26 protein-coding genes are annotated in these 24,626 nt (G+C 32.0%); 25 read left to right on the top strand and 1 reads right to left on the bottom strand.

Going from position 1 to position 24,626, the window contains the following annotated elements; genetic code table 11:
* The first annotated feature begins 14 nt into the window (after nt 1-14).
* The 4 genes from murD (at nt 15) to EV214_RS01735 (ending at nt 4,162) form a co-directional block, all read left to right on the top strand.
* A complete protein-coding gene (gene murD / locus EV214_RS01750) occupies nt 15-1,373 on the top strand; it encodes a UDP-N-acetylmuramoyl-L-alanine--D-glutamate ligase (protein WP_132242512.1) in 1,359 nt (452 codons plus the stop codon).
* A 5-nt stretch (nt 1,374-1,378) separates the two neighbouring features.
* The gene (gene spoVE / locus EV214_RS01745) at nt 1,379-2,482 is read left to right on the top strand and encodes a stage V sporulation protein E (protein WP_132242094.1); all 1,104 of its coding nucleotides are present in this window, start codon (nt 1,379-1,381) and stop codon (nt 2,480-2,482) included.
* Nucleotides 2,483-2,486: 4 nt separating this feature from the next.
* On the top strand, nt 2,487-3,593 hold the full coding sequence (murG, locus tag EV214_RS01740; RefSeq protein WP_132242092.1) for an undecaprenyldiphospho-muramoylpentapeptide beta-N-acetylglucosaminyltransferase: 1,107 nt from the start codon (nt 2,487-2,489) through the stop codon (nt 3,591-3,593).
* 221 nt (nt 3,594-3,814) lie between these two features.
* Nucleotides 3,815-4,162, top strand: coding sequence for a UDP-N-acetylglucosamine 1-carboxyvinyltransferase (locus tag EV214_RS01735; RefSeq protein WP_132242090.1), 348 nt, complete (start codon nt 3,815-3,817; stop codon nt 4,160-4,162).
* Nucleotides 4,163-4,344: 182 nt separating this feature from the next.
* Here the strand turns inward: EV214_RS01735 and EV214_RS01730 are convergent, their stop codons facing one another.
* Entirely contained in the window at nt 4,345-5,712 is a 1,368-nt protein-coding gene (locus EV214_RS01730) for a pyridoxal-phosphate dependent enzyme (protein WP_132242088.1), read from the bottom strand.
* Between the two features lie 677 nt (nt 5,713-6,389).
* On the opposite strand from EV214_RS01730, the gene EV214_RS01725 reads away from it, so the two are divergent.
* The 21 genes from EV214_RS01725 to phoU all read left to right on the top strand — a co-directional run bounded on the left by EV214_RS01725 (nt 6,390) and on the right by phoU (nt 24,515).
* The gene (locus EV214_RS01725) at nt 6,390-6,572 is read left to right on the top strand and encodes a hypothetical protein (RefSeq protein ID WP_132242086.1); all 183 of its coding nucleotides are present in this window, start codon (nt 6,390-6,392) and stop codon (nt 6,570-6,572) included.
* A gap of 19 nt (nt 6,573-6,591) precedes the next feature.
* Nucleotides 6,592-8,172 carry a recombinase family protein gene (locus EV214_RS01720; protein WP_132242084.1) on the top strand — a complete coding sequence of 527 codons (1,581 nt, stop codon included), beginning with the start codon at nt 6,592-6,594 and terminating at the stop codon, nt 8,170-8,172.
* Nucleotides 8,169-9,071: a UDP-N-acetylglucosamine 1-carboxyvinyltransferase gene (locus tag EV214_RS01715; protein WP_132242082.1), complete on the top strand. Its 903-nt coding sequence runs from the start codon at nt 8,169-8,171 to the stop codon at nt 9,069-9,071. The genes EV214_RS01720 and EV214_RS01715 overlap by 4 nt, the downstream gene beginning before the upstream one ends.
* Before the next feature lie 65 nt (nt 9,072-9,136).
* A complete protein-coding gene (locus EV214_RS01710) occupies nt 9,137-9,886 on the top strand; it encodes a cell division protein FtsQ/DivIB (RefSeq protein ID WP_132242080.1) in 750 nt (249 codons plus the stop codon).
* Nucleotides 9,887-9,896: 10 nt separating this feature from the next.
* The gene (locus tag EV214_RS01705) at nt 9,897-10,622 is read left to right on the top strand and encodes a DUF881 domain-containing protein (RefSeq protein ID WP_132242078.1); all 726 of its coding nucleotides are present in this window, start codon (nt 9,897-9,899) and stop codon (nt 10,620-10,622) included.
* A gap of 13 nt (nt 10,623-10,635) precedes the next feature.
* The gene (locus EV214_RS01700; RefSeq protein ID WP_165916176.1) at nt 10,636-11,361 is read left to right on the top strand and encodes a DUF881 domain-containing protein; all 726 of its coding nucleotides are present in this window, start codon (nt 10,636-10,638) and stop codon (nt 11,359-11,361) included.
* Nucleotides 11,354-11,704 (top strand): small basic family protein, encoded by a 351-nt coding sequence (locus EV214_RS01695; protein WP_408631295.1) that lies wholly within the window; start codon nt 11,354-11,356, stop codon nt 11,702-11,704. Before EV214_RS01700 ends, EV214_RS01695 begins: the two co-directional genes overlap by 8 nt.
* A 186-nt stretch (nt 11,705-11,890) precedes the next feature.
* Nucleotides 11,891-12,964, top strand: a complete 1,074-nt coding sequence (ftsZ, locus tag EV214_RS01690) for a cell division protein FtsZ (RefSeq protein WP_132242072.1) — start codon at nt 11,891-11,893, stop codon at nt 12,962-12,964.
* A gap of 189 nt (nt 12,965-13,153) precedes the next feature.
* On the top strand, nt 13,154-14,050 hold the full coding sequence (spoIIGA, locus tag EV214_RS01685; RefSeq protein ID WP_132242070.1) for a sigma-E processing peptidase SpoIIGA: 897 nt from the start codon (nt 13,154-13,156) through the stop codon (nt 14,048-14,050).
* A gap of 27 nt (nt 14,051-14,077) precedes the next feature.
* Entirely contained in the window at nt 14,078-14,812 is a 735-nt protein-coding gene (gene sigE / locus EV214_RS01680; protein ID WP_132242068.1) for an RNA polymerase sporulation sigma factor SigE, read from the top strand.
* 118 nt (nt 14,813-14,930) lie between these two features.
* The gene (gene sigG, locus EV214_RS01675; RefSeq protein WP_132242066.1) at nt 14,931-15,704 is read left to right on the top strand and encodes an RNA polymerase sporulation sigma factor SigG; all 774 of its coding nucleotides are present in this window, start codon (nt 14,931-14,933) and stop codon (nt 15,702-15,704) included.
* A 118-nt stretch (nt 15,705-15,822) separates the two neighbouring features.
* Entirely contained in the window at nt 15,823-16,095 is a 273-nt protein-coding gene (locus EV214_RS01670) for a YlmC/YmxH family sporulation protein (protein ID WP_132242064.1), read from the top strand.
* A gap of 89 nt (nt 16,096-16,184) precedes the next feature.
* The gene (nrdR, locus tag EV214_RS01665; RefSeq protein WP_132242062.1) at nt 16,185-16,640 is read left to right on the top strand and encodes a transcriptional regulator NrdR; all 456 of its coding nucleotides are present in this window, start codon (nt 16,185-16,187) and stop codon (nt 16,638-16,640) included.
* Between the two features lie 51 nt (nt 16,641-16,691).
* Complete coding sequence (gene pgeF, locus EV214_RS01660; protein ID WP_207669602.1) at nt 16,692-17,510, top strand: peptidoglycan editing factor PgeF; 819 nt, start codon at nt 16,692-16,694, stop codon at nt 17,508-17,510.
* A 19-nt stretch (nt 17,511-17,529) separates the two neighbouring features.
* Nucleotides 17,530-18,222: a response regulator transcription factor gene (locus EV214_RS01655; protein WP_132242058.1), complete on the top strand. Its 693-nt coding sequence runs from the start codon at nt 17,530-17,532 to the stop codon at nt 18,220-18,222.
* 9 nt (nt 18,223-18,231) lie between these two features.
* Nucleotides 18,232-20,025 (top strand): two-component system histidine kinase PnpS, encoded by a 1,794-nt coding sequence (pnpS, locus tag EV214_RS01650; RefSeq protein ID WP_132242056.1) that lies wholly within the window; start codon nt 18,232-18,234, stop codon nt 20,023-20,025.
* A 158-nt stretch (nt 20,026-20,183) separates the two neighbouring features.
* A complete protein-coding gene (locus tag EV214_RS01645; RefSeq protein ID WP_132242054.1) occupies nt 20,184-21,053 on the top strand; it encodes a phosphate ABC transporter substrate-binding protein in 870 nt (289 codons plus the stop codon).
* 228 nt (nt 21,054-21,281) lie between these two features.
* Nucleotides 21,282-22,166: a phosphate ABC transporter permease subunit PstC gene (gene pstC / locus EV214_RS01640; RefSeq protein ID WP_132242053.1), complete on the top strand. Its 885-nt coding sequence runs from the start codon at nt 21,282-21,284 to the stop codon at nt 22,164-22,166.
* Nucleotides 22,167-22,170: 4 nt separating this feature from the next.
* On the top strand, nt 22,171-23,064 hold the full coding sequence (gene pstA / locus EV214_RS01635) for a phosphate ABC transporter permease PstA (RefSeq protein ID WP_330571233.1): 894 nt from the start codon (nt 22,171-22,173) through the stop codon (nt 23,062-23,064).
* A gap of 15 nt (nt 23,065-23,079) precedes the next feature.
* Nucleotides 23,080-23,841: a phosphate ABC transporter ATP-binding protein PstB gene (gene pstB, locus EV214_RS01630; protein ID WP_132242052.1), complete on the top strand. Its 762-nt coding sequence runs from the start codon at nt 23,080-23,082 to the stop codon at nt 23,839-23,841.
* A 23-nt stretch (nt 23,842-23,864) separates the two neighbouring features.
* Complete coding sequence (gene phoU, locus EV214_RS01625) at nt 23,865-24,515, top strand: phosphate signaling complex protein PhoU (RefSeq protein ID WP_132242051.1); 651 nt, start codon at nt 23,865-23,867, stop codon at nt 24,513-24,515.
* The last annotated feature ends 111 nt before the right edge of the window (nt 24,516-24,626 follow it).

Below are 24,626 nucleotides of genomic sequence, written 5' to 3'. Positions count from 1 at the left end.
AGCGGGTGGCGTTATTGTTAATAAAAAATCAGCGTGTTTTAGTAGTTGGACTAGGAATATCTGGGATACCAACGGTAGAAGCATTATTAAAATTAGGCGCAAAAGTAACGGTTAATGACAAAAAAAACAAAGAAGCATGTGAAGATATATTAAAGGATTTAGATGGAAGAAAAATAGAATTCATACTAGGGAAGCATCCAAATGATTTAATGCCATTCGATTTGATTATATTAAGCCCAGGAGTGCCAACAGATCTCCCTTTTATACAAAAAGCACGAGATATGAATATAACAATCATGGGAGAGTTAGAGTTAGCGTATCAATTATGTAGCGGAAAATTTATTGCTATAACAGGCACCAATGGAAAAACAACGACGACAGCTTTAACGGGAGAAATATTTAAAAATGCAGGAAAAGAAACCTATGTGGTAGGAAATATTGGTGTTGCAGCAATATCTAAAGCACAAGAAGCATCAAAAGATGGAATTATGGTTACAGAGACTAGTAGTTTTCAGCTTGAGAGTACCATAGATTTTAAACCGAAAATTGCTGCGGTCTTAAATCTTACACCCGATCATTTAAATAGACATAAGACCATGGAAAACTATATTGATGCAAAGGCAAATATATTTAAAAATCAAGAAGATGCAGATGTTTTAATACTAAATGCAGATGATGAAAAAACCTATGCATTAAAAGAATTTGCAAAAGCAGATATTGTTTCATTTAGTAGAAAGAAAGTATTAGAAAAAGGAGCATATGTACTAGATAATCAGATTGTTGTAAAAAAAGAGCATAAAGGCTATGAGATAATCTGTAGGGTAGATGATATAAAAATGCCAGGGAAACACAATCTAGAAAATGCTTTGGCTGCAGTTGCAATTGCATATTGGGCTAGTATTGATAAAAAAGTGATTGCGGATACTTTGAAAATGTTTATGGGGGTAGCTCATAGAATAGAATTCGTAGATGAAATTGAAGGAATACGTTACATAAATGATTCTAAGGGAACAAATCCTGATGCATCAATAAAAGCAGTAGAAGCTATGAAAACACCTATTGTATTAATTGCTGGAGGGATGGATAAAGGAAGTAATTTTGAAGAATTTATCCATGTATTTAATGGGAAAGTTAGACATATGGTGTTAATAGGAGAAACAGCACAAAAGATTAAAAAGACAGCAGCAGAAAATGGATTTTATGCATGTAGCATTGTAGAAAATATGGAAGGTGCTATAGCAATCTGTTCGAAAATCGCAAAAAAGGGAGATGCTGTATTGTTGTCCCCTGCTTGTGCGAGTTGGGATATGTATCCTAGTTTTGAAGTTAGAGGTAGGCATTTCAAAGAATGCGTTAAAAAATTGAGGGGGTAGTAGGAATGGCGAAAAAAAAATCCAGTGATTTTACCCTTTTGCTTATAGTTATCATACTGGTTGTAGTTGGGATTGTTATGGTGTTTAGTTCAAGCCATTACTTTGCCTTGTCTAAAATGAATGATTCTTATCATTTTTTAAAAAGAGAATTAATGTGGGCGGGATTAGGGCTTTTGGGTATGTTTTTCACCATGAATTTTGATTATTGGAGATATAAAAAATTAGCCCCATATGCTTTTGTTTTGAGTGTAATTTTGCTAATCCTCGTTTTAACACCAGCCGGGCATTCAGTTAATGGTGCAAAAAGATGGATTCCTATTGGTGGGTTTACAATCATGCCAGGAGAAGTTGCAAAAATTTGTGCCATTATTTTTGCAGCTTCTCATCTTTCAAGAAAGCCAGAAAAGATAAAAAATTTTGTAAATGGTGTGATCCCGGGTTTCATCATTATAGGCGTATATTTTGGACTAATTATACTACAGCCTAATATGAGTACAGCAGTTACCATTACGATGATTATTGCATCTATGATGTTTGTGGCAGGTATGAGGTGGCTTCATGTTACCGCTATGGGTATTTGTGGTTTTGTATTTTTGGCGGTTATGATTATCATAAAGCCTTATCGTATGAGGAGATTAACAGGTTTTTTAGATCCTTTTGCAGATCCACAAGGCACTGGGTATCAGGTGATCCAATCTCTATATGCTTTAGGTTCTGGAGGAATATTTGGTGTGGGACTTGGAAAAAGCATTCAGAAATATCTGTATATACCTGAACCTCAGAACGACTTTATATTTGCGATAATTGGAGAAGAATTAGGATTTATTGGTTGTGTCACGGTAATACTACTATTTCTTTTATTAATTTGGAGAGGTGTACGAATTGCGGTTAACGCACCAGACTTATTTAGTTGTTTACTTGCTACGGGTATAACAGCTATGGTAGCAGTACAAGTGATCATTAATATTGCAGTTGCAACATCTTCCATGCCTGTTACGGGTATACCGCTACCGTTTATTAGTTGGGGAGGAAATTCATTGGCAATATTTATGGCAGCTATAGGTATTTTGTTGAATATATCTAGATATTCGAATTTAGATAGGAGTTGAAATAATGAAAATACTAATTTCAGGTGGAGGAACAGGAGGACATATTTATCCTGCAATTGCAATAGCCAATAAAATAAAACAAGAGATCAAAGGTGTGAAAATTTTATTTGTGGGAACTGAGAGAGGACTCGAAAGTCAGCTTGTACCCAATGCAGGATATCGGCTAAAAACAATAACTGTTAGTGGATTTAAGAGGCGCTTATCTTTAGATACATTAAAATCTATAAAAGATTTATTTTTCGGATTAAAAGATGCCATAAAGATTATTCATCAATTTAAGCCAGATTTGGTAATTGGCACAGGAGGATATGTTTGTGGACCAGTTGTTTTTATTGCATCTTTATTCAATATAAAAACGGTAATACATGAACAAAATGTGATTCCAGGTGTTACGAATAAAATGTTAGGGAAATTTGTAAAGCGTGTATTGGTTAGCTTTGAAGAATCAAAACAATATTTTAATCATAGTAGTAAAGTCATTGTAACGGGTAATCCAGTCAGGAACGATTTTATAGATGTGCGTAAAGAACAATCCCGTAAAGCTCTAGGGATTGATGAAAATCGTTTTGTAGTAATGGCATTTGGAGGAAGTAGGGGTGCTGAAAAAATAAATGAAACCATGGCGAACGTTTTAAAAAATTTCAATGGAAACCATAAGATTAGTATCATTCATGTTACAGGAAGCAAGCATTATGAAGGCATTTTAAAAAGCTTAAACCAAAACAACTTTGAAATAAAAAAAAATATTATGATTAAAGAATACATCTATGATATGGCGAAATTTATGGGCGCTTGTGATTTAATAATAGGTAGAGCAGGTGCCATAACCCTTGCTGAAATTACAGCGATGGGACTGCCATCGATTTTAATCCCATCGCCCTATGTAGCGAATAACCATCAAGAATATAATGCAAAAGTATTAGAAAAAAATGGGGCTTCTGTTTTAGTGCATGAAAAGGATTTAACGGATAAAAAAATTATAAATTTAGTAAATCAATTTTCAAAGGATCCAGATCTATTAAAAGAAATGGCATGTAAAAGCAAAGCGTTAGCAAAACCGAATGCAACAGATATGATTTACACGGATATATTAAATTTAATTGAAACTTAATAGAAAAAATAGATTGCCTTATATTGGAAATTAACCATTCTAATATGAGGTAATTGTTTTTTATTAGTTCTAAGATGATTTTATATATTTGTTAGCGTAACACCTTTGAGAATTATGCATAAAATGAATAATATAGTATGTATTATTTCTATGATAATAGTGAATTTATAGATAATGAATGCAATGATTGCGTATTGGAATAGAATTCGGAGGTGGAATATGTGAGCAAGTTTTTTATACAAGGTAGAAAACAATTAAATGGAGAGATAAAAATTGGTGGAGCAAAAAATGCAGTACTTCCAATATTAGCTGCTACGATAATGAATGGGGGAGAAAATGTACTATTTGACTGCCCAAATCTAAGTGATGTGCATGCAATGATTCAGATATTAGAAGCGATTGGATGTAAAGTAGATTTTCAAAACGCTGTTTTAACCGTTGATTCAAGTACACTCTCTTCTCATGAAATTCCAGAACATTTAGTAAGAGAAATGAGATCTTCCATATTTTTAATGGGCCCTATGTTAGCGAGATGTGGCAAAATTAAGATTAGTTATCCAGGTGGGTAACAGAACTTGTTGGTACAAAAGGATTGTTTGATATACATAAATATTTTGATAAGAGTCTGAATATAAGGCACATAGAGGGTATCATTAATTTTCAAGCAAAAGGGGGACAGGTTGTAAATTAACAAAAATCAGAAAGTAGTAAAATTTTTTTTGTACTTTCTGATTTTTTAATAAATACTTTTTTACCACGTTTGATGTAGCATTCTAAGATAACTTTTCTTAAAACCCATTTTTTCATATAATTTAATAGCATTTTTATTATTTCTTTCAACATGCAATGAAATATTCCCTTCAGTTAAATCTATTGCATTTTGTAAAAGCTGAGTAGCGATACCTCTTCCTTTAACATTTTTATCGGTTGCAATATAAGCTAAATGATAAGTCGGTGCAAATGGTTTAAAGCCAGTATTTACAATGACAGATATGCCTACTATCCGCTTGTCTAATATAGCCAATAAAATATATCCATTGTTAAGTGCATTATTCACAGCTTCGCGTATTCCCTGTAACGGATCCGTATATTCCATTAGCCAAGCATTTAACAATTCAACTAATTTAATAATAGTAATGCCATCAACCTCTTCTATGGTTTTGATTTCTAAATCTATATGTCCATCATTTAGCAAAATTATATGATTTCCATATTTCAGATCACCCTCTTTCGCTTTTTTAATAAATCCGGCTAAAGCATATGCATTTTCAATTGACAGCTTAATATTTTCTAAGTTTTTAAAATATTTAACAAAGAAAACCAACTCATCTTCTTCTATTCCTATAATGGTTCCATTTGTATCCATAATAGCATCTAATGTATTTTCCATCATCTTACTTTCAGCTATCCTAACATACTTATTATATTTTGTTTTTTTAACAGGGGTATATTCTTTCAAAGATCCACTTGTTTCTCTATACTTATCATAAATGATATTACCTTGGTCTACAGTACAACTATATAGTGATGGCATCTTAGATATTTCATCATTCATCCATAACTTTCTAAATCCCAAATAAATCCCTGATATTGAAAACCCATAACTCATCTGTACAAAGATAGAATCAATAGGCTCCTTTGTCTGAAGCGCTAACTCTTCACTAATAGAAGAAAGGGCTGTCATATTTAAAATATTGTTTTCTACACCTAAGTTGGCATTATAATATCCCTTTTCTTTTGATAACTCGTTACTATAGTCTATACTTTGTATTTCATTTTCTCCGTACTCTATTAGTTCTATATAATCTTGCTGAAATTCCCTGTATTTTAGCCATCTACCTTTCTGTGGAAACACAAGAACACATTTTAAATTGTAATACGCACACAGAAAAGCTAAGGATTTAGCTAAATCCCGAGCCATCCCTAAACAAATAGTTTTCTTATTTAAATCTAACGCATCTTTGATAATCATGTAGGCTAGACGGTCAGCCTTTCTTTTACTAGGATTATTTCCTTCCAATTTCAAATAAATATTTCCTATATTCAGTTCTTGTTCAAGTTTTTTTGCACGTATCAAAGGTGTTTTCCCAACTCTATTTTTCATAATCTCATCATTCATTTTTTTACCTCCCCTTAATCTTATGCTGTCACGACTTATTCTTATTGAATAAGTTGTCAATCATTCTGCATTAAAAGCACCGATATATAGAAAATATTCTCTATGACAGCAAATAACATCAATATTATGATTATAAACAGATTTTTTAGTATTATTCATAGCAGTGGCATCATTGAGAAACATTTTTAATTTTGCCATAAGATCAAGTGACAATCGAAGTGCGTTGGTAGAAAGCGTTGAGATTCACAGAATCAACGTAGTTAGCTTTGTATTGAAGAGTAGACTGAGGAGAATATTTTATAAATAGTTAGAAATAAGTATTGTTTAGTATATAATATAAGTGTGTTATAGGATAAAATTGGAACTATTTAATGATAATGCGGATGAGATTATTGTGTAATATTATTTTTTAAAATAAATCAATTCTTCCTTGATGGGAAAGATGCAGCTTCGTTTATAGATTTTAATGAAGTATATGTATAATTTGTTAATTAGTAGAAGATATAAAAAAACGATATGCAAAAATATGTATTATGGTGTGGAATGTATCACACCATTTATTTGTGCTATGATTTAGGGAAATAAGATATTACAACCTGCTTTGAGATGGAATATATCACATTATATTCATAAGACATTCCTATATGTTCATAAAATAGATATAGGAGGTTGATGATATGAATAATAGTCAAATGAAACACATAACAAAAGGAGAGATTTGCGGAATAAAATTTAAAAGACGTCCAGTAGCAACAAATATAGTCATAACAGCGTCAAATCTTAAAGATTTAAATGTAGATGTACAAGCATTAGTTACAAAATTAGTAACGATGCAATTGAAAAAAGAGGAAATTGTATAACAATGAAAGGAGATGGGTCATGAATTTTTATGGATATGTTAGAATCTCTAGAGATGACAACGGCGAGAATTATGAGACAATCCTTACGCAGAAACAGATGATTCGTGGATATGTGAAAGAAAAGTTTGAAAAAGAAGTTCTTAAAATATATGAGGATGATAATGTATCGGGTTATAAATTTGAACGGACAGGACTTTCAATGTTAGAGGAAGAAATAAAATTAGGGAAAGTGAACGTATTAGTGGTAAAAGATTTATCAAGAATTGGAAGAAATAACGCACTAACGCTTCTATATTTGGAATTTCTAAGAGAAAAAGATGTAAGGATTATATGTATTTCAGATAATTACGATAGTTTTTCTGATGATGATGATATTATTGGTATCAAAACATGGTATAATGAAAGGTATGTAAAGGATATATCTAGAAAGATTACTGAAAATATTCGGATAAAACAAAAAAATGGAGGAATGATTATTAGGCCTTATTTTGGCTATAATATAGACCCTTATGATAAAAAAAAGTTGATACTTGATGAAAGTTCAACGATGATTGTGAAAAGAATTTTCAGATTATACATAGAAGGAAATGGATACAGGAAAATTGCAGAGATATTAAATAAAGATTGTGTCATGACACCTTCTAAATATAGACAAATTCAAACAGGGCATAAATGTGCAGTAGCCGAATTTTGGACACCTGTTCATGTGCAAAGAATCATTACGGATGATGTATATATAGGCACATTAAGATGTGGTAAGACCAAGAAAAAAAAAGTAAAAGGTGATTCAGTAAGAGTTCCCAAAGATGAACATATTATATATGAAAATAATCATCCTGCAATCATTTCAAAGGAGGATTTTGAATTGACGCAAACGATAGGGAAGCGGCGAAATAAGAGAAAAATAAGATCGGGTGCCAATGGGATGAATTTATTATCAGGGTTTCTATTTTGTGGAGATTGTGGGAAGTATATGGTTAAGTGGAAAAGAAAAAACAAATCAGATGCTTATGTATGTGGTGCTTATCATACACAAGGAAAAAAATATTGTACTTCACATCATATTAAAGAGGAAGACATCATAAATATTATTTCAAATGAGCTACAAAATTTGATTGAATATAGTCATATTAATAAAGAAAAACTAGAACAAGATTTAGAAGACGAAAAAAAATTAGTATTTAATTATGTTGAAGTAGAAAATAAATTCGTAAAAAGTATTTTAGATAAAAAATTAGAAATGAAGCATTATGCCAGACAATTAGCTAAAGGATTGATCGATGAAGAAGTTTTTAATGGGTTAACATCTGAAACAAATCAAGAACTAAAAACATTAAAGCACCAATTAGTAGAAATTAGAAAAATGAAAGATAGTATGATCTCATCAAAAGACGAGATCATCAAAGGAATTGATAAATTAAAGGAGATCGTAGAAGAAGGGAATCTAGGCAGAAAACAAATAGAAATACTCCTTGATAGGATTACAATTTATCAAAAGGAAATAGAAGGTAGAGGATGCCAGCCTAAGTTAGAGGTAAGGCTTAAGTGGAATGATCGATTAATAACCATGTGTTTGCATAATCAGGGGGGTGTGAAATAGGGCCTAGGCCAATTGACCTACATTTAAAAGCTTTAAGAGAATTAGGTGTCAAAATTACAGAAGCACATGGTTTTTTAGAGTGCGATGTGGTAAAATTACAAGGAAGCGAGATACACTTAGATTATCCAAGTGTTGGAGCAACTGAAAATACCATGCTAATAGCAGTGATGGCAAAAGGGATTACTACAATCAGAAATGCAGCTAAAGAGCCTGAAATTGTTGACTTGCAGGAGTATTTAAACAAAATGGGTGCAAAAGTACGAGGTGGCGGAACAAGTGAAATTATTATTGAAGGAGTGGGTCGACTTCATCGTGTAGAACATAAAATTATGCCAGATAGAATTGTTGCAGGTACATTAGCGATTGCAGGTGCTATAGCAGGTGGAGAAATTTTATTGAAAAATGTAGTGATTGATCATATAAAACCAATACTCGTAAAACTAAAAGAAGCAGGCTGTTTGGTGCTAGAGAAAGACCATAATCTAAAAATAAAAACAGCGCAAAGGCTTAAAGCTGTTGAAATGACAAAGACGCTACCTTATCCAGGATTTCCAACAGACATGCAGGCTCAGTTTATGTCATTGATGACTGTGACCCAAGGAACCAGCATTATTGCAGAGACTGTTTTTGAAAACAGATATAAACATGTGGATGAGTTAACAAGAATGGGTGCGAAAATTAAGATTGATGGAAGAGTTGCAGTTGTACAGGGTGTAAAAAAACTTACTGGAGCAAAGGTCTGTGCAAAGGATTTAAGAGGTGGAGCTGCCTTGGTACTGGCTGGACTTGTAGCTGAAGGCGTTACAATTGTTGAGCATATTAGTCATATAGATAGGGGTTATGATCAACTTGACAAGATGCTAGAAAGATTGGGTGCTTATGTTCATAGAATTGATTAAGAGTCAGCGTTTGCTGCTCTTAAGTAATAAAAAAATAATGGACAAACCTTATAAGGTGAGAAGATATGAATGGATTGAATCAAAGCATTAATAAAAATATAAAAAGAAAAAAAAATATTTTTGTTTGTTTAATGATGCTACTAATAGGGGTTATATCTTTTATTATTATATTTAAAACAGATGTATTTACTGTGAAATATGTGGATATTTTGGGAAATAAAAATATTTCAAAAGAGGAACTATTAGCTGATTCTGGAATTGTTTTGGGGAATCATATTTTTAAAGAAAAAGTGAATAATATTCAGTTAAATTTATATAGGAATTCTTATATTAAAACTGTTTTGGTAAAAAGAAAACTTCCTAATAGAATAATTATTCAGGTGACAGAGAGAATTGAGGAAGCTGCTATTCCATTTATGAATGAATTTTTAATGATTGATGAAGAGGGGATGGTTCTTAGATCTTCTGCTAGTAATGAATTGTTAAAAATAATAGAAGGACTTGAGTGTTCTAATTTTATGGAAGGAACAATCCTCAGAGCAAAAGACAAAGACCAATTAAGTAAATCTCTTGAAATCGTTAGAAAGATAAATGAGAATGAAATCACAATAAAAGAATTAGATATAACCAATAAAGAAAATATCATCATAAAACTCACAGATGATTTAATATGTAAGATTGGAGAAGGAGAGATTGTAGAATATGAGCTACAAATATTAAAGCAAATATTAGAAGATTTAAAGAAAAAAAATATTACAAGAGGAATTATTGACATAAGTAATGAAGGATATCCTAGTTACAGACCTGTAGAATAGGAGGTGTAGCATGAGAAATATTAAAGCGCAGTTAGCCATTGGAATTGTATGTATTGTATTAGGGGTGGTCTTAGCTTTGCAATTTAGAACAATACAAAGCAATTTAGAAGGAGCAGCCCCTGCACAAAAGGCAGAAGAATTGGTTGCAGAACTTAAAAAAATCAGAGAAGAAAAAGAAAATTTAATCAATGAAGTTTCTTCATTAGAAGGAAAGATAAAAGAAATAGAAGAAGCTGAGTCAAAGAAATCTGTTTTGGTAAAAAATATGAGTGAAGAGCTTGAAAAATATAAGATTATTTCAGGACTTAGAAAAGTAAAAGGTCCAGGGGTAGTGGTAATAATAGATGATCCGCCCATTAATCCAGAATTTTCAACAGGCAGTGTTATTATGTATAATAGTGATTTGCTTTTAAGTGTAATTAACAAATTAAATGATGCGGGGGCAGAAGCTATTTCTATAAATGATCAAAGATATGTATCCCGCACAGAAATAAACCTTGCAGGGAGTAATGTAAATATTAATTCGGTACCCACGGCACCACCTTTTGTAATAAAGGCTATTGGAAATCCAGATACGCTTGAAGCTACTTTAAATATAAGATTTGGTATTGTTGATTATCTGAAAAGTCAATATAATCTTCAGGTAGCTGTAAAAAAACAAGATGAAGTTATTATTCCTAGGTATAATGAAGTGATAAAGTTCAGATATGCTAAGCCTGTAGAGGATGTGGAATAGTCGAGGTGAATCTATGAAACGAAATGTATGGAAGTTTAATATTTTGATGTTTGCGATAGTACTAGGGTTATTGTGTACGCTACAGTTTAAAAATGTTCAAGGACAATATGAGTATGTGCCCATGAAAGTTATTCATGATTATAAAATAGCTATGGAAAGTGAAAAAAAAGAAATAGCTAATCTTCGAGAAATGATCGAAGATAGGAAAAATAAAATTACTGAATATGAAAAAATAAAAGAAGAAGGTGGTCGATTTAAAGAAACTATGGAAGAAGAAATAAATGCACAAAAGTTGATTAGTGGATTCGTGGATGTGGAAGGTCCAGGTGTCATCTTGACACTAGATGATGGCACAAGAGAACTATACGAAGGAGAAGAAGCAGATGCTGTGATGGTTCATGATGCAGATATACTCAATATCATCAGAGATTTAAAAGTTGCTGGAGCTGAAGCCATATCTATTAATGGACAAAGATTATTAGCCAATAGTGAAATAAACTGTGGGGGACATAGCATGCGGATCAACAATCAATTTTTTGCACAGCCCTTTATTATCAAAGCCATTGGAGACCCTAAAAAATTAGAAGCAGCTCTAATATTGCCAGTAAGCTATGGTGCTAAGTTAAAAGATATTTATGGTCTTTATGTAGAAGTGAACACGGTGCTTAATATGAAAATACCAAAATATTCTGAAGGTGTAGACTTCAAATATTTAAAAGTATTAGAAGAAGGTGAATAAATTGTTAATCGCAATTATTGGTTTGATTATAGGTGTTGCTTTTGGATGGTATCTTCCTGTTACTTACCCAACATCTTATTCATTATATATGTCTGTAGCCATATTGGCAGCGCTAGACACTGTATTTGGAGGAATTAGAGCATATATGGAGGATACATTTAACACAAATATATTTGTGTCAGGTTTTTTTGGGAATGCTATTCTAGCAGGACTTCTTGCCTATATAGGTGATCGGCTTGGGGTGCCACTCTATTATGCTGCAATTTTCACATTCGGTGGAAGGTTATTCAATAATTTTGCTAGGGCTAGAAGAAGTTTGATTGAAAAATTAGGACAAAAATAGGACGAAAAAAAAGAGGATATTTTAAAAATACGTTGAATTAAACAATGGAGTTAAAGATATTTTAGAAAGAGGATGGACATTACTGGCAAAAATCTTTTATATATAAAAATTAGTTTCAAATAAAAATCGGACCAATTCGATTATAGTACTTAAATTTTTCAATAGTTGTGTGGAGGAGGTAAATTAATGTTAGAATTTGATGTAGATATGGAGCAGTTTGCACAAATTAAAGTTATAGGAGTTGGTGGTGGAGGAAATAATGCTGTCAATCGTATGATTGAGTCACAGCTTAAAGGCGTACAATTTATTGCAATAAATACGGATAAACAAGCGCTATTTACATCTAAAGCTGAGTATAAAATACAGGTAGGAGATAAACTTACAAAGGGTTTAGGTGCAGGAGCTAATCCAGAGATTGGTAGAAAAGCTGCTGAAGAAAGTAGAGAAGAAATTTATCAAGCACTACAAGGCGCTGATATGGTATTTGTAACTGCTGGAATGGGTGGTGGAACTGGAACCGGAGCAGCACCCGTGGTAGCTCAGATTGCTAAGGAAATGGGTATTTTAACAGTAGGGGTTGTAACCAAGCCATTTACTTTTGAAGGAAAAAGAAGAATGCAACATGCAGAGTTAGGAATCACACAGTTAAAAGATAAAGTAGATACGTTAGTGACGATTCCAAATGACCGACTGCTTCAAGTAGCTGAAAAGAAAACTTCTATCATGGAGGCTTTTGCAATTGCCGATGACGTATTAAAGCAAGGTGTACAAGGTATATCAGATTTGATCGCTGTTCCAGGACTTGTGAATCTAGACTTTGCTGATGTAAAAACGATTATGTTTGAACAAGGACTAGCCCACATGGGTGTAGGTAGAGTAAGTGGCGAAAATAGGGCCGCTGAAGCTGCGAAACAAGCGATACAGAGTCCTCTGCTTGAGACTTCTATTGAAGGAGCAAAGGGCGTACTTCTTAATATTACTGGTGGGGCGAACCTAGGACTATTTGAGGTGAATGAAGCGGCTGAATTAGTTGCCCAAGCTGCTGACCCGGAAGCAAATATTATTTTTGGTGCTGTGATAGATGAAAGTCTTAAGGACGAATTAATTATTACTGTCATTGCTACTGGATTTGAAAACAAAGTTGCTACACCAAAGCCTGTAATAAAAGAGAATAAAAGTGATGAACCCAAGAATGAAGTAGATAACAATACGTTAAATGATGATTTAGATATTCCTACATTTTTAAGAAGAAGAAGATAAGCAAAGGATCGTTTAGATAACTAAACGATCCTTTGTCGTATTGTGAAAATTTTTTTGGAAAAATTATATTTGTTCGACTTCAGAGAATGACAAAGTTTTAAAAAAAAATAAATTATAATAGTCATAAAACATAGGACAATTAAATAATCGTGTAACAAGTAGTATGATCTCCTAAATGGAGGAATGTATATGTTTGAAGTATATGGAGAGTATCTATTTATTGAGAATTTACTTATGAATTGGTTGATCTTGCATTTGACTGCGTATTTTAGTAAAGCGCAAATTTCCAAATATAGAGTCTGGATAGGTGCTATTGTTGGAGCATGTTATGCTTTTGTAATTTTTTTCCCTGCGCTTGCGTTTATGTATACATTTTTAATGAAAGTAGTTATTTCAATATTGATTGTTTTGATTACTTTTACGCCGTACAAGTTTATGGATTTTTTAAAGAAATTAGCTATTTTTTATCTCATGTCATTTATGTTTGGAGGAGCAGCTTTTGCTTTATTTTATTTAACGGACTTTAATGGTTTATTAAGCAATGGAATTTTCTATATTGGTAATTTTTCAATAAAATTATTAATTTATTCTGGGATTGTTGCGTATATATTAATTCGATTTTGTTGGGAATATATACAAGTCAAGATTTCAAGGGACAAAATTTATATGCCAATATGGATAGAAGTTGAAAATCATAGGAGTAAATTAAATGCTTTATTAGACACAGGAAATTCCCTGTTAGACCCATTATCTAAATATCCTGTAATTATTGTAGAATATACTGCCATAAAAGAGTTGTTACCAACAGATGTACAAAGTGTTTTTGATCAATCTCAAGATATTAATTTGGACTTGATATCAAAAATATTACAAACATCTAAATGGATCAACCGGTTTAGAATTATTCCTTTCAAATCTTTAGGAAAAGAAAATGGAATGCTTATGGGGTTTAAACCAGATAGTGTGAAATTAGAAGATGCAAATGATTTAAAATGTATAAAAAATATTATTATAGGTATTTATACAAAAAAATTATCTCAAAATGGAGACTATACTGCATTGTTACATCCAGATATTTTGAAGTGAGTTTATTCATCAAAGGGAGGCGTTATAGTGTTAGCATTTGTACAAAGATGGAAATTACTAGCAAGGATATTTGTTATAAAAATTTTAAGAAAACTAAAAATTTTAAATGAAGAGAATATATATTACATTGGAGGGAGTGAAGCTTTACCACCTCCCCTAAAGCCAGAAGAAGAATTGTTTTTAGTAGGTGGATTAGGGCAAGATGATGGGGCAATAAGAACGGTATTGATAGAAAGAAACTTAAGGCTAGTCGTTTACATCGCAAGAAAGTTTGAAAATACAGGAATTGGCGTAGAAGATTTAATATCTATAGGAACTATAGGGCTGATTAAGGCTGTAAATACTTTTGATCCAGAAAAAAAGATCAAATTGGCTACATATGCATCAAGATGTATTGAAAACGAAATTTTAATGTATCTAAGAAGGAATAGTAAGGCAAAGGCTGAGATTTCATTCGATGAACCTTTAAACATTGATTGGGACGGGAATGAACTTCTATTATCAGATATATTAGGCACAGAGAATGATTTAATTTATAAGTTTTTAGAAGAAGAAGTAGACCGGGAATTATTAGGTATTGTTCTAAAAAAATTATCTAAACGGGAAAAAAAAATAATGGAATTAAGATTTGGTTTAAATAATGGAGAGGAAAAAACACAAAAAGAAGTTGCAGATATGTTAGGCATTTCTCAGTCGTATATTTCAAGACTTGAAAAAAGAATTATTTCAAGATTAAAAAAAGAAATCAAAAAATTAACTTGAAGTAGCCGAAAGGCTGCTTTGCTATTTTTTGGATAAAAATCAAAGTATAAAGATAAAACAATCAGGCAATAATTTTTAGTGTAAGGGGGCAATAATCCATAGAAATGGAGGAATTGTCATGCATATCAATAAAGTTGAAATCTGTGGTGTGAATACATCAAAACTTCCAGTACTTACGAATAAAGAAATGAGAAAATTATTTGAAAGGATATATGCAGGGGATTTATCTGCGAGAGAAGAATTTATTCAAGGAAACTTGAGATTGGTTTTGAGTGTGATACAAAGATTTAATAATAGGGGCGAACATGTAGATGATTTGTTTCAGGTTGGGTGTATTGGATTAATTAAGGCAATCGATAATTTTGACTTAAGTCATAATGTAAAATTTTCTACATATGCGGTGCCCATGATTATAGGAGAAATCAGAAGATATTTAAGGGATAATAATGCAATACGCGTAAGTAGATCTTTAAGGGATACGGCATACAAAGCACTACAAGTAAGAGACCAACTAATCAATAAAAATTCAAAAGAACCTACTGTATCTGAAATTGCAAAAGAATTAAATCTGGTTAGGGAAGATGTGGTATTTGCATTAGACGCCATTCAAGATCCCATTTCGCTATTTGAACCAATTTATCATGATAGTGGAGATGCTATTTTTGTTATGGACCAAGTAAGTGATGAAAAAAGTGAAGATGAAACTTGGTTAGAAGGAATTGTCCTTCGAGAAGCATTAAGAAAATTAACCAACCGAGAAAAGCACATTTTAACCTTAAGGTTTTTTGAAGGCAGAACACAGATGGAAGTTGCAGACGAGATAGGTATTTCACAAGCACAAGTTTCAAGATTAGAAAAAACAGCTTTGACCCATATGAGAAAGTATGTTTAAAACAAAAGCAAATATTTTGCTTTTGTTTTTTCTTTGAATTTTTTATGCAAAAGATTCATATATTTTTAGGCAAGCTTATATATTATAACAAGGATAAATAATAAAAGTAGGTGATAAAATGATTAGTAGTTCTGATTTGAGAGAAAAAGAAATTATCAATCTGATAGATGGTAGACGACTAGGATTTGTGGCAGATATAGAAGTAAATCTAGAAAAAGGTAGAATCGATGCTTTGATTGTTCCTGGACCAGGCAAGTTTTTGGGACTGTTTGGAAAAGATAATGATTATATCATTGCTTGGAATGAAATAAAAAAAATTGGAATAGATGTGATACTCGTTGAATTAAAGAACACAATTGTTACAAATGATGAGGAAGAGAAAAAAAATTAGTAGACATACTATATTTGGCATATTATAATTTGTATAACACCATATAGTGGTTATTAAATTTTCACGATGCTTTATAGGGGGGCTGAAAGATGAATTGTCCATTTTGTGAATATTTTGATACGAAAGTTGTCGACTCACGTCCTACTGAAGAAGGACAAACAATTCGTAGAAGAAGAGAATGTAGCAAGTGTAAAAAAAGATTTACAACATATGAGAAGATAGAGGAAATTCCGTTAATTGTTATAAAAAAAGATAGAAATAGAGAAGCTTATAATAGGAATAAAATACTTAATGGAATCATTAGAGCATGTGAAAAAAGACCTGTACCTGTTAAGGATATAGAGAATATCATAGATCATATAGAAAAAGATATGCACAATACAATGGAGAAGGAAATTAAAAGTACCTATATAGGCGAATTAGTCATGAATCATCTAAAAGATCTAGATGAGGTTGCCTATGTTCGATTTGCATCAGTATATAGGCAATTTAAAGATATTAATACATTTATGGAAGAACTGAGAAAAATATTAAATGAAAAATAGCAAGTTATATGATAACTTGCTATTATTTATAGATTTAGGAGGATCATTATCGTGAATTATTTTAAAGAACATACGGGGAAGAATGGTGTTGTGTATTTTTCCGTCCCTAGTTTTGATGAAACAGGAATGGCTAAAAATTGTTTTACGAGTAGAATTGGAGGCGTCAGTACTGGGGAATATAGTGCTTTAAATCTTGGATTAAAAACAGAGGACAAAGAAGAAAATATAATAGAAAATTATAGACGAATCTGTGAAGCATTAGAGATATCCACAAATGATTTAGTTTGTTCAGATCAGATTCATAAGGATTATATAAAAATCGTAACAAAGGAAGATTGTGGAAAAGGCATTATGAGAGATCGTGGTATTGTGGGGATAGATGCACTCATTACAAATGTACCAAAAGTAGCTTTAGCTACAGTATATGCCGATTGTGTACCTATTTTTTTATTAGATCCCAAACACAAAGTCATTGCGCTAGCGCATGCAGGCTGGAGAGGTACTGTTTTAAAAATTGGCAAGAAAGTAGTAAAAAAGATGAAAGAAACATTTGGAAGTAACCCAAAAGACTGTATAGCGGCTATTGGTCCCGCTATAGGAAAATGCTGTTATGAAACGGATCAAAGTGTAATCGATCAATTTGAAGAGAATTTTACAAACATGAATCAATGTATAGTCCCTAAGGGAAAGAATAAATATATGTTGGATTTGTGGCAAGTTAATAAAATAACACTAGAGGAAATTGGGGTTTTAGAAACAAATATAACAATGAGTAATATGTGCACCGTGTGTAATAAAGAAAAGTTATTTTCACATCGCGGGGATCAAGGGTTAACAGGCAGAATGGCAGCAATAATGGCATTAAGATAGGGGCTTAGGAGGAGAGAGAATGGGTAGAAAAAAAATCTTGGTGGTGGATGATGAACAACATATTATTGAATTAATTCAATTCAACTTAGAAAATAATGGATTCGATGTAATCACAAGCGAAAATGGAGAAGATGCAATAAAAATTGCAGAGGAAGAGATTCCTGATGTGATTTTATTAGATTTAATGTTACCAGGAATAGATGGACTTGAAGCTTGTAAAAAGATTAGGAACATTGAAAAAATAAGTAAAATTCCTATTATTATGTTAACGGCTAAAGGGGAAGAAATGGATAAAGTATTAGGCTTAGAATTAGGGGCAGATGATTATTTAACGAAACCTTTTAGTGTACGTGAATTAATAGCTAGAATTAAGGCAATCTTAAGGAGATCTGAAGAGATTCCGAAAGAGGTCATTAAAACAATAAAAGTAAATGATATTACGATTGATATTGAAAAGCATGAAGTAATAAAAGATGATGAAAAAATTGAACTTACACTCAAGGAATTTGAGTTATTAAAAATTTTAGCACAAAATAGAGGAAAAGTTTTATCAAGAAATCTGTTACTTGATGAAGTTTGGGGGTATGATTATTTTGGGGAAACGAGAACAGTAGATGTGCATATACGACATCTACGAAAGAAAATAGAAGATAATGATAAGTATCCTATATACATTGAAACCATAAGAGGGATAGGATATAAAATGAAATAGGTGAAGCATATGCAAAGAAAAATTTTTGTAACATATACCATACTCATATTCCTGGGTATTATATTAACAGGACTATTGACGCTGAAGTTTGTAAGAACAAGTTATGTTGAAAACATAGAAAATAAATTAATAACCAATGCAAATTTGATCAGTAAATTCATCGAAAAAGAAATAGAAGAAGATCCTTCTAGTCCTATAGACTTTCATAAATATGCCCATGAGTATGCCGCTGAAATTGATACGAGAGTGACTTTTATTAATAAAGATGGAATGGTTATAGGCGATTCAGAAATTGCACAGGATGATCTATCTAAAATAGAGAACCATCTATATAGACCAGAGGTTCAAAAAGCGTTAGAGGGTGAGATTGGGAAAAGTGAAAGAAAGAGTGCCACTGTGGATATAGATTACATTTATATTACAGTCCCTATTATGAATAATGATAAAATTTATGGCGTAACGAGACTGGCGTTTCCGCTAACAGAGATAAAAAAATTGAATTATAACCTCTTGCAAAATGCGTTAATTGCAGCTTTTTGCGGATTGTTAGTAACAACCATATTGGGTTATCGGTTTACAAATAGTGTAACAAAACCTGTGAAAGAAATTACACGAACTGCACAAAAAATTGCCAATGGCAATTTTAATGATAAAGTTTATATTAAAAGCCACGATGAAATAGGTATATTGGCGAATACGTTTAATATTATGGCAGAAAAACTAAATGATACAATATCTGAAATAAGAGATAAAAATACGAAACTACATTCTACCTTAGGAAGTATGAAAGAGGCTTTGTTTGCTATTGATAAAGAGTATAAAATTATATTAATCAATCCTGTGGCCATGTCTTTATTTAATATAGCAGATGAAAATGTGTATGGAAAACATGTATTAGAAGTCATTAGAAACAATAAACTCCATGATGTACTCGAGGATATACTGAATAACAAACATATTGGAGAACGAGAAATTATTATAGATTACCCTGAAACAAAGATATTAAAGATCTATACAAACTTTATAAGACTAGATATGGATCCAAATCGAATTATTGGTGTGATGGCTGTAATGCAAGATGTAACTGAAATGAGAAAATTAGAAAATATGCGTTCGGAGTTTGTGGCAAATGTATCCCACGAATTAAAGACACCCTTAACCTCCATTAGTGGCTTTATTGAGACATTAAAAAATGGGGCAATGGATAATGAAAAAGTAAGGGATCGTTTTTTAGATATTATAGATATAGAAACAGAAAGATTAACAAGGCTCATTGATGATATATTAACTCTTTCTGCTATAGAGAATGATAAAAATACCATTAAGAGAGAAGAAATAAGGATCAATGAGATGATCAACGAAGTGAACATGATGGCGGAAGCTTTAGCCAAGGGAAAACAAATAACCTATATCACAGAATTAGAAGCGGATCTGCCTTTTATTTATGGAAATCGAGATTGGTTTAAACAGATGTTATTGAATCTTATAGAAAATGCAATTAAATATACACCAGAAAATGGACAAATTAAGGTTTTAATTTATAAAAGATATGAGCATGTTTTTGCTGTGGTGAAGGATACAGGCATTGGAATACCCAAAGAGGATATATCAAGACTATTTGAACGTTTCTATAGAGTAGATAAGGCAAGATCAAGGAAAGTAGGTGGCACAGGATTAGGTCTTGCAATTGTTAAGCATATTGTCTTGTCTTTTGGTGGAGAGATTAAGGTAAATAGTAAATTAGGTAAGGGATCTGAATTTATTGTAAGAATACCTATATTGGGAAGAGGAAAACTTGGATAAAATGTTTTTCTCTTTTTTTTATTTTTAACGGTTATTTAACAATTTCTTTATTTTGATTTAACATAGTAACAGTATACTTTGAATATAAAGTTCAGTGCTTTAGAAAGAATAAAGTTTGAACAATAAAAAACAATAAAAATGGATGGAGGAAATTGAAAATGAAAAAGATATTATCACTTGTATTAGTACTTATGATGGGTATTACAATGTTATCAGGTTGTGGAAGTAAAGGGGAAACAACAGATGAAGCAGAAACAAAAACAAATGAAAATACATTATCAGGAAAGATTGTTATTGCAGGGTCTACATCTGTACAACCATTATCAGAAGAATTAGCAGCGGTATTTATGGAAAAATATCCAGAAGTATCTGTTGAAGTACAAGGTGGAGGTTCAAGCGTTGGCGTAAAATCAGCTGCTGATAAAATCGCTGATATTGGTGCTGCTTCTAGAGAGATTAAAGAATCAGAAAAATCATTAGGTTTAACTGAATATGTTATTGCAAAAGATGGGATTGCTGTTGTTGTTAATCCATCAAACAAAGTTAGTGACTTATCATTGGATCAAATTAAGAAAATATTTACAGGAGCAATTACAAACTGGAAAGAAGTTGGTGGAGAAGATCAAGCAATAACAGTTGTAAGTAGAGAAGAAGGTTCTGGTACAAGAGGCGCATTTGTAGAAATAACAAAAATAGAAGAAAAGAATGCAGAAGGTAAAAATATGGATAATACTACTAAAAATGCATTAGTACAACCTTCAACAGGAGCTGTAAAGCAAACAGTTTCAAATACACCTGATGCAATTGGATACATTTCAATGGGCGCTATGGATGAAACTGTAAAGGGTGTAAAGGTTGAAAGCGTAGAAGCTACAGAAGAGACTGCAAAAGCAGGAACTTATAAAATAGCAAGACCATTCAATTACTTGACGAATGGAGAAGAATCAGAAGTAGTAAAAGCATATATTACGTTTGTACTAAATGAAGGACAAGAAATTGTGAAAGAAGAATTTATCTCAGTAAAATAGATAGAATAGATGCACATGAAAAATAATTGAGCATTCTCCTAGTTTATGAAAAGTATAAAGGTGGCATTCGTCCACCTTTATACTTTTATAAAATTTTTTGGAAGATTGAATAAAAATCTATGAACTTTACACAAAATTAACGTGAAATTAATTTAGATATAAAGAATCAATAAAGGAATCAGATTATAATAATCTTAGAGAAAGATTGAATTTTAGGAGGAACTTATTATGAAGAAATACGAGAAAATAATAGAAGCATTTCTTTTGATTTGTGCAACGGTTGCAACATTATCTGTATTTTTAATTACATTCTTTATTTTTAAAGAAGGACTGCCAATACTAAAAGAATATGGTATTATCCATTTTGTTTTTGGAAAAACATGGAGTCCTACAAATGGGAGTTATGGGGCTTTTCCAATGATTATGGGATCTATATCTGTAACGTTAGGAGCATTGATCATTGGGGTGCCTATGGGAATAAGTTGTGCAGTTTTTTTAGCAGAAATTGCACCAAAATCTATTGTGAAGATCTTTAAACCAGCAATTGAATTATTAGCCGGAATCCCTTCGGTTGTGTATGGATTCTTTGGATTAGCCATTTTAGTGCCACTCATTAGAATGCATATATTACCCATCATACAAAAGTTTAATGGAGAAGCATATACATCAGGATATAGTATATTAGCAGGAGCAATGATCTTGGCGGTTATGATATTGCCAACAATTGTAAATATCTCTGAGAATGCAATAAGGTCTGTTCCAATTGAGTATAAGCAAGGCTCATTAGCATTAGGGGCAACACAGTTTGAAACAATTATTAAAGTAATCTTACCTGCTGCAAAGTCTGGAATTATCACATCTGTTGTTTTAGGAATGGGTAGAGCGGTTGGAGAGACGATGGCAGTTATATTGGTTACAGGGAATATGCCTAAAGTTCCAGGGAGTGTATTAGATTCTGTATCAACACTAACAGGAACTATTGCAATGGAGATGGGGTATGCAACACCTACGCATCAGAAAGCATTATTTGCTACAGGAGTTATCCTATTTGTATTTATAATGTTACTGAATGTATCTGCTACATGGACAATGAAAAGATTAGGGGGTGAATAGAGAGATGGCTGTGAATACAAAGGTGTATATAGAAAATTGGATGCGTGGTAAAGGAAAGAAAAAAATCAATATAAAAGAAAAAATGGCTTTGACGTGGATCTATCTTGTAGCGGTACTAACGATTTTGGCTTTATTATCGATCGTTGGATATGTACTTTTAAATGGTGTAAAACATATCAATCTAGATTTCTTCATGCAAGAGCCAAAAAGTATGGGAAGAAAGGGTGGTATATTTTCAATTATCGTAGGAACTATCTATTTAACACTTGTATCAATTGCCATCGCAACACCTATAGGCGTTGCTTCTGCAATTTATCTAACAGAATATGCAAAGGAAAATAAATTAGTAAAAGTTATAAGGTTTGGTACAGAAACATTAGCAGGAATTCCTTCTATCATATTTGGGTTATTTGGATTTGTGTTCTTTGTTATATTTTTAAAACTCAGATGGTCCATATTATCAGGTGGATTAACCCTTGCACTCATGATTCTACCTACATTGATCCGTGCTACAGAGGAAGCAATTAAAACGGTACCACAATCCTATCGGGAAGGGAGTTTTGCCCTTGGAGCAACAAAATGGCAAACTATTGTAAAGGTGGTATTGCCAAGTAGTACTTCAGGTATTCTTACAGGACTCATATTAGGAATAGGAAGAGCTGTAGGTGAGACAGCAGCAGTTATGTTAACAGCAGGAAGTTCTTTAGGGGTGCCAAAATCCATTTTTGATCCTGCTAGAACTATGTCTGTGCACTTATATCTATTAGCTTCAGAAGGTTTATCGAAAGAAAAAACTTTTGCTACGGCTTCTGTATTGATTATATTTGTTTTATGTATTAACTTTATAGCAAATATGATTGCGAATAAATATATAAAAAATACGAAGGCGATATCTTAGAAAGGAGTTGTAAGAATGTCAAATTATATGAAGATGCGGGTAAGAAATCTAAATCTTTTTTATGGAGATTTTCAAGCATTGATGGATATTAATATGAATATTATGGAGAATAAGGTTACAGCCCTTATTGGACCTTCTGGTTGTGGTAAATCAACTTATTTAAGAACATTAAATAGAATGAATGATTTGATAGATCATGTAAAAATCAATGGGCAAATCCTTTTAGATGGGATAGATATCTATAGTGATCAATGCGATTTAATTGATTTAAGAAAAAGTGTTGGAATGGTTTTTCAAAAACCAAATCCATTTCCTAAAACGATCTATGAAAATATAGTATATGGACCTAAAATACATGGCATAAAGGAAAAATCAAGATTAGATGAAATCGTAGAAAAGAGTTTAAGAGGTGCTGCGATATGGGATGAAGTAAAGGATCGATTAGATAAACCTGCCTTAGGGTTATCAGGAGGGCAGCAACAAAGAATCTGTATTGCAAGATGTTTAGCAGTTGAGCCAGATGTAATATTGATGGATGAACCTACTTCTGCACTGGACCCCATATCTACGCTGAAGGTTGAAAATTTAATGGATGAATTAAAAAAAGATTATACGATTGTTGTTGTTACACATAATATGCAGCAAGCAGGAAGAGTTTCTGATTATACATCCTTTTTTTTAAATGGTGAAATTATTGAGACAGATTTAACAGAAAATATTTTTTCTAACCCTAATGATAAGAGAACAGAGGATTATATCACAGGAAGATTTGGTTGAAATATACTTAGGAGGTTAAAATTATGTCAAGATCACAATTATCAAATGAATTAGAAAAGCTGCATAAGGATTTATTAAAATTAGGAAGCATGGTGGAAGAATCCATTTTAGATGCAATAAAATCTTTGAAAGATCAAAATGTGCATCTAGCAGAGAAAGTAATCCATGAAGATAAAGCTATAAACAATCTAGAAGAAGAAATTGAAGATAAATGTATAAAATTAATTGCTACACAACAGCCTATGGCAATCGATTTACGAGAAATTTGTTCTATTTTAAGACTTATTGCTGATTTAGAAAGAATGGCGGATCATGCTGGAGATATTTCCAAAATAACGATAAAGTTAGCTGGAGAAAAATATATGAAATCTCTCATAGATATACCAAGAATGGCTGATTTAGCAACGAACATGGTAAAAAGATCTTTAGATGCTTTTATTAAAAAAGATATAGACCTTGCAAGGGAGACATGGGGCTTAGATGAGATGGTAGATGCTATCTATAAACAAGTATATAGAGAACTTCTTACTTATATGATAGAAGACCCGAAGAAAATTACACAATCAACATACTTTTTGTTTATTTGTTCTCATATTGAGAGGATTGCAGATTATGCAAAAAACGTATGTGAAAAAGTTGTTTACATTCAGACTGGAGATTATCGTATGAAATAAAAAATCATTCTTACTTTAAAATGTACCCTATAGAGTAGACATTAAAAAAAGTCTACCCTGTAGGGTATTTTTATGTATAATAGAAAAAAACAAGAATGGTGGAAGATAAAA

It is taken from the genome of Marinisporobacter balticus (assembly GCF_004345705.1).
GTDB classification, from domain to species: domain Bacteria; phylum Bacillota; class Clostridia; order Peptostreptococcales; family Thermotaleaceae; genus Marinisporobacter; species Marinisporobacter balticus.
This window is presented reverse-complemented; position numbering and strand designations above follow the sequence as displayed.

Bases quoted from the DNA above. Each gene is read 5' to 3' on its own strand.
- spoVE (WP_132242094.1), top strand. From the start codon at position 1,379: ATGGCGAAAAAAAAATCCAGTGATTTTACCCTTTTGCTTATAGTTATC.
- murG (WP_132242092.1), top strand. From the start codon at position 2,487: ATGAAAATACTAATTTCAGGTGGAGGAACAGGAGGACATATTTATCCT.
- EV214_RS01730 (WP_132242088.1), bottom strand. From the start codon at position 5,712: ATGAATGATGAGATTATGAAAAATAGAGTTGGGAAAACACCTTTGATA.
- EV214_RS01725 (WP_132242086.1), top strand. From the start codon at position 6,390: ATGAATAATAGTCAAATGAAACACATAACAAAAGGAGAGATTTGCGGA.
- EV214_RS01720 (WP_132242084.1), top strand. From the start codon at position 6,592: ATGAATTTTTATGGATATGTTAGAATCTCTAGAGATGACAACGGCGAG.
- EV214_RS01710 (WP_132242080.1), top strand. From the start codon at position 9,137: ATGAATGGATTGAATCAAAGCATTAATAAAAATATAAAAAGAAAAAAA.
- EV214_RS01705 (WP_132242078.1), top strand. From the start codon at position 9,897: ATGAGAAATATTAAAGCGCAGTTAGCCATTGGAATTGTATGTATTGTA.
- EV214_RS01700 (WP_165916176.1), top strand. From the start codon at position 10,636: ATGAAACGAAATGTATGGAAGTTTAATATTTTGATGTTTGCGATAGTA.
- ftsZ (WP_132242072.1), top strand. From the start codon at position 11,891: ATGTTAGAATTTGATGTAGATATGGAGCAGTTTGCACAAATTAAAGTT.
- spoIIGA (WP_132242070.1), top strand. From the start codon at position 13,154: ATGTTTGAAGTATATGGAGAGTATCTATTTATTGAGAATTTACTTATG.
- sigG (WP_132242066.1), top strand. From the start codon at position 14,931: ATGCATATCAATAAAGTTGAAATCTGTGGTGTGAATACATCAAAACTT.
- EV214_RS01670 (WP_132242064.1), top strand. From the start codon at position 15,823: ATGATTAGTAGTTCTGATTTGAGAGAAAAAGAAATTATCAATCTGATA.
- nrdR (WP_132242062.1), top strand. From the start codon at position 16,185: ATGAATTGTCCATTTTGTGAATATTTTGATACGAAAGTTGTCGACTCA.
- EV214_RS01655 (WP_132242058.1), top strand. From the start codon at position 17,530: ATGGGTAGAAAAAAAATCTTGGTGGTGGATGATGAACAACATATTATT.
- pnpS (WP_132242056.1), top strand. From the start codon at position 18,232: ATGCAAAGAAAAATTTTTGTAACATATACCATACTCATATTCCTGGGT.
- EV214_RS01645 (WP_132242054.1), top strand. From the start codon at position 20,184: ATGAAAAAGATATTATCACTTGTATTAGTACTTATGATGGGTATTACA.
- pstC (WP_132242053.1), top strand. From the start codon at position 21,282: ATGAAGAAATACGAGAAAATAATAGAAGCATTTCTTTTGATTTGTGCA.
- pstA (WP_330571233.1), top strand. From the start codon at position 22,171: ATGGCTGTGAATACAAAGGTGTATATAGAAAATTGGATGCGTGGTAAA.
- pstB (WP_132242052.1), top strand. From the start codon at position 23,080: ATGTCAAATTATATGAAGATGCGGGTAAGAAATCTAAATCTTTTTTAT.
- phoU (WP_132242051.1), top strand. From the start codon at position 23,865: ATGTCAAGATCACAATTATCAAATGAATTAGAAAAGCTGCATAAGGAT.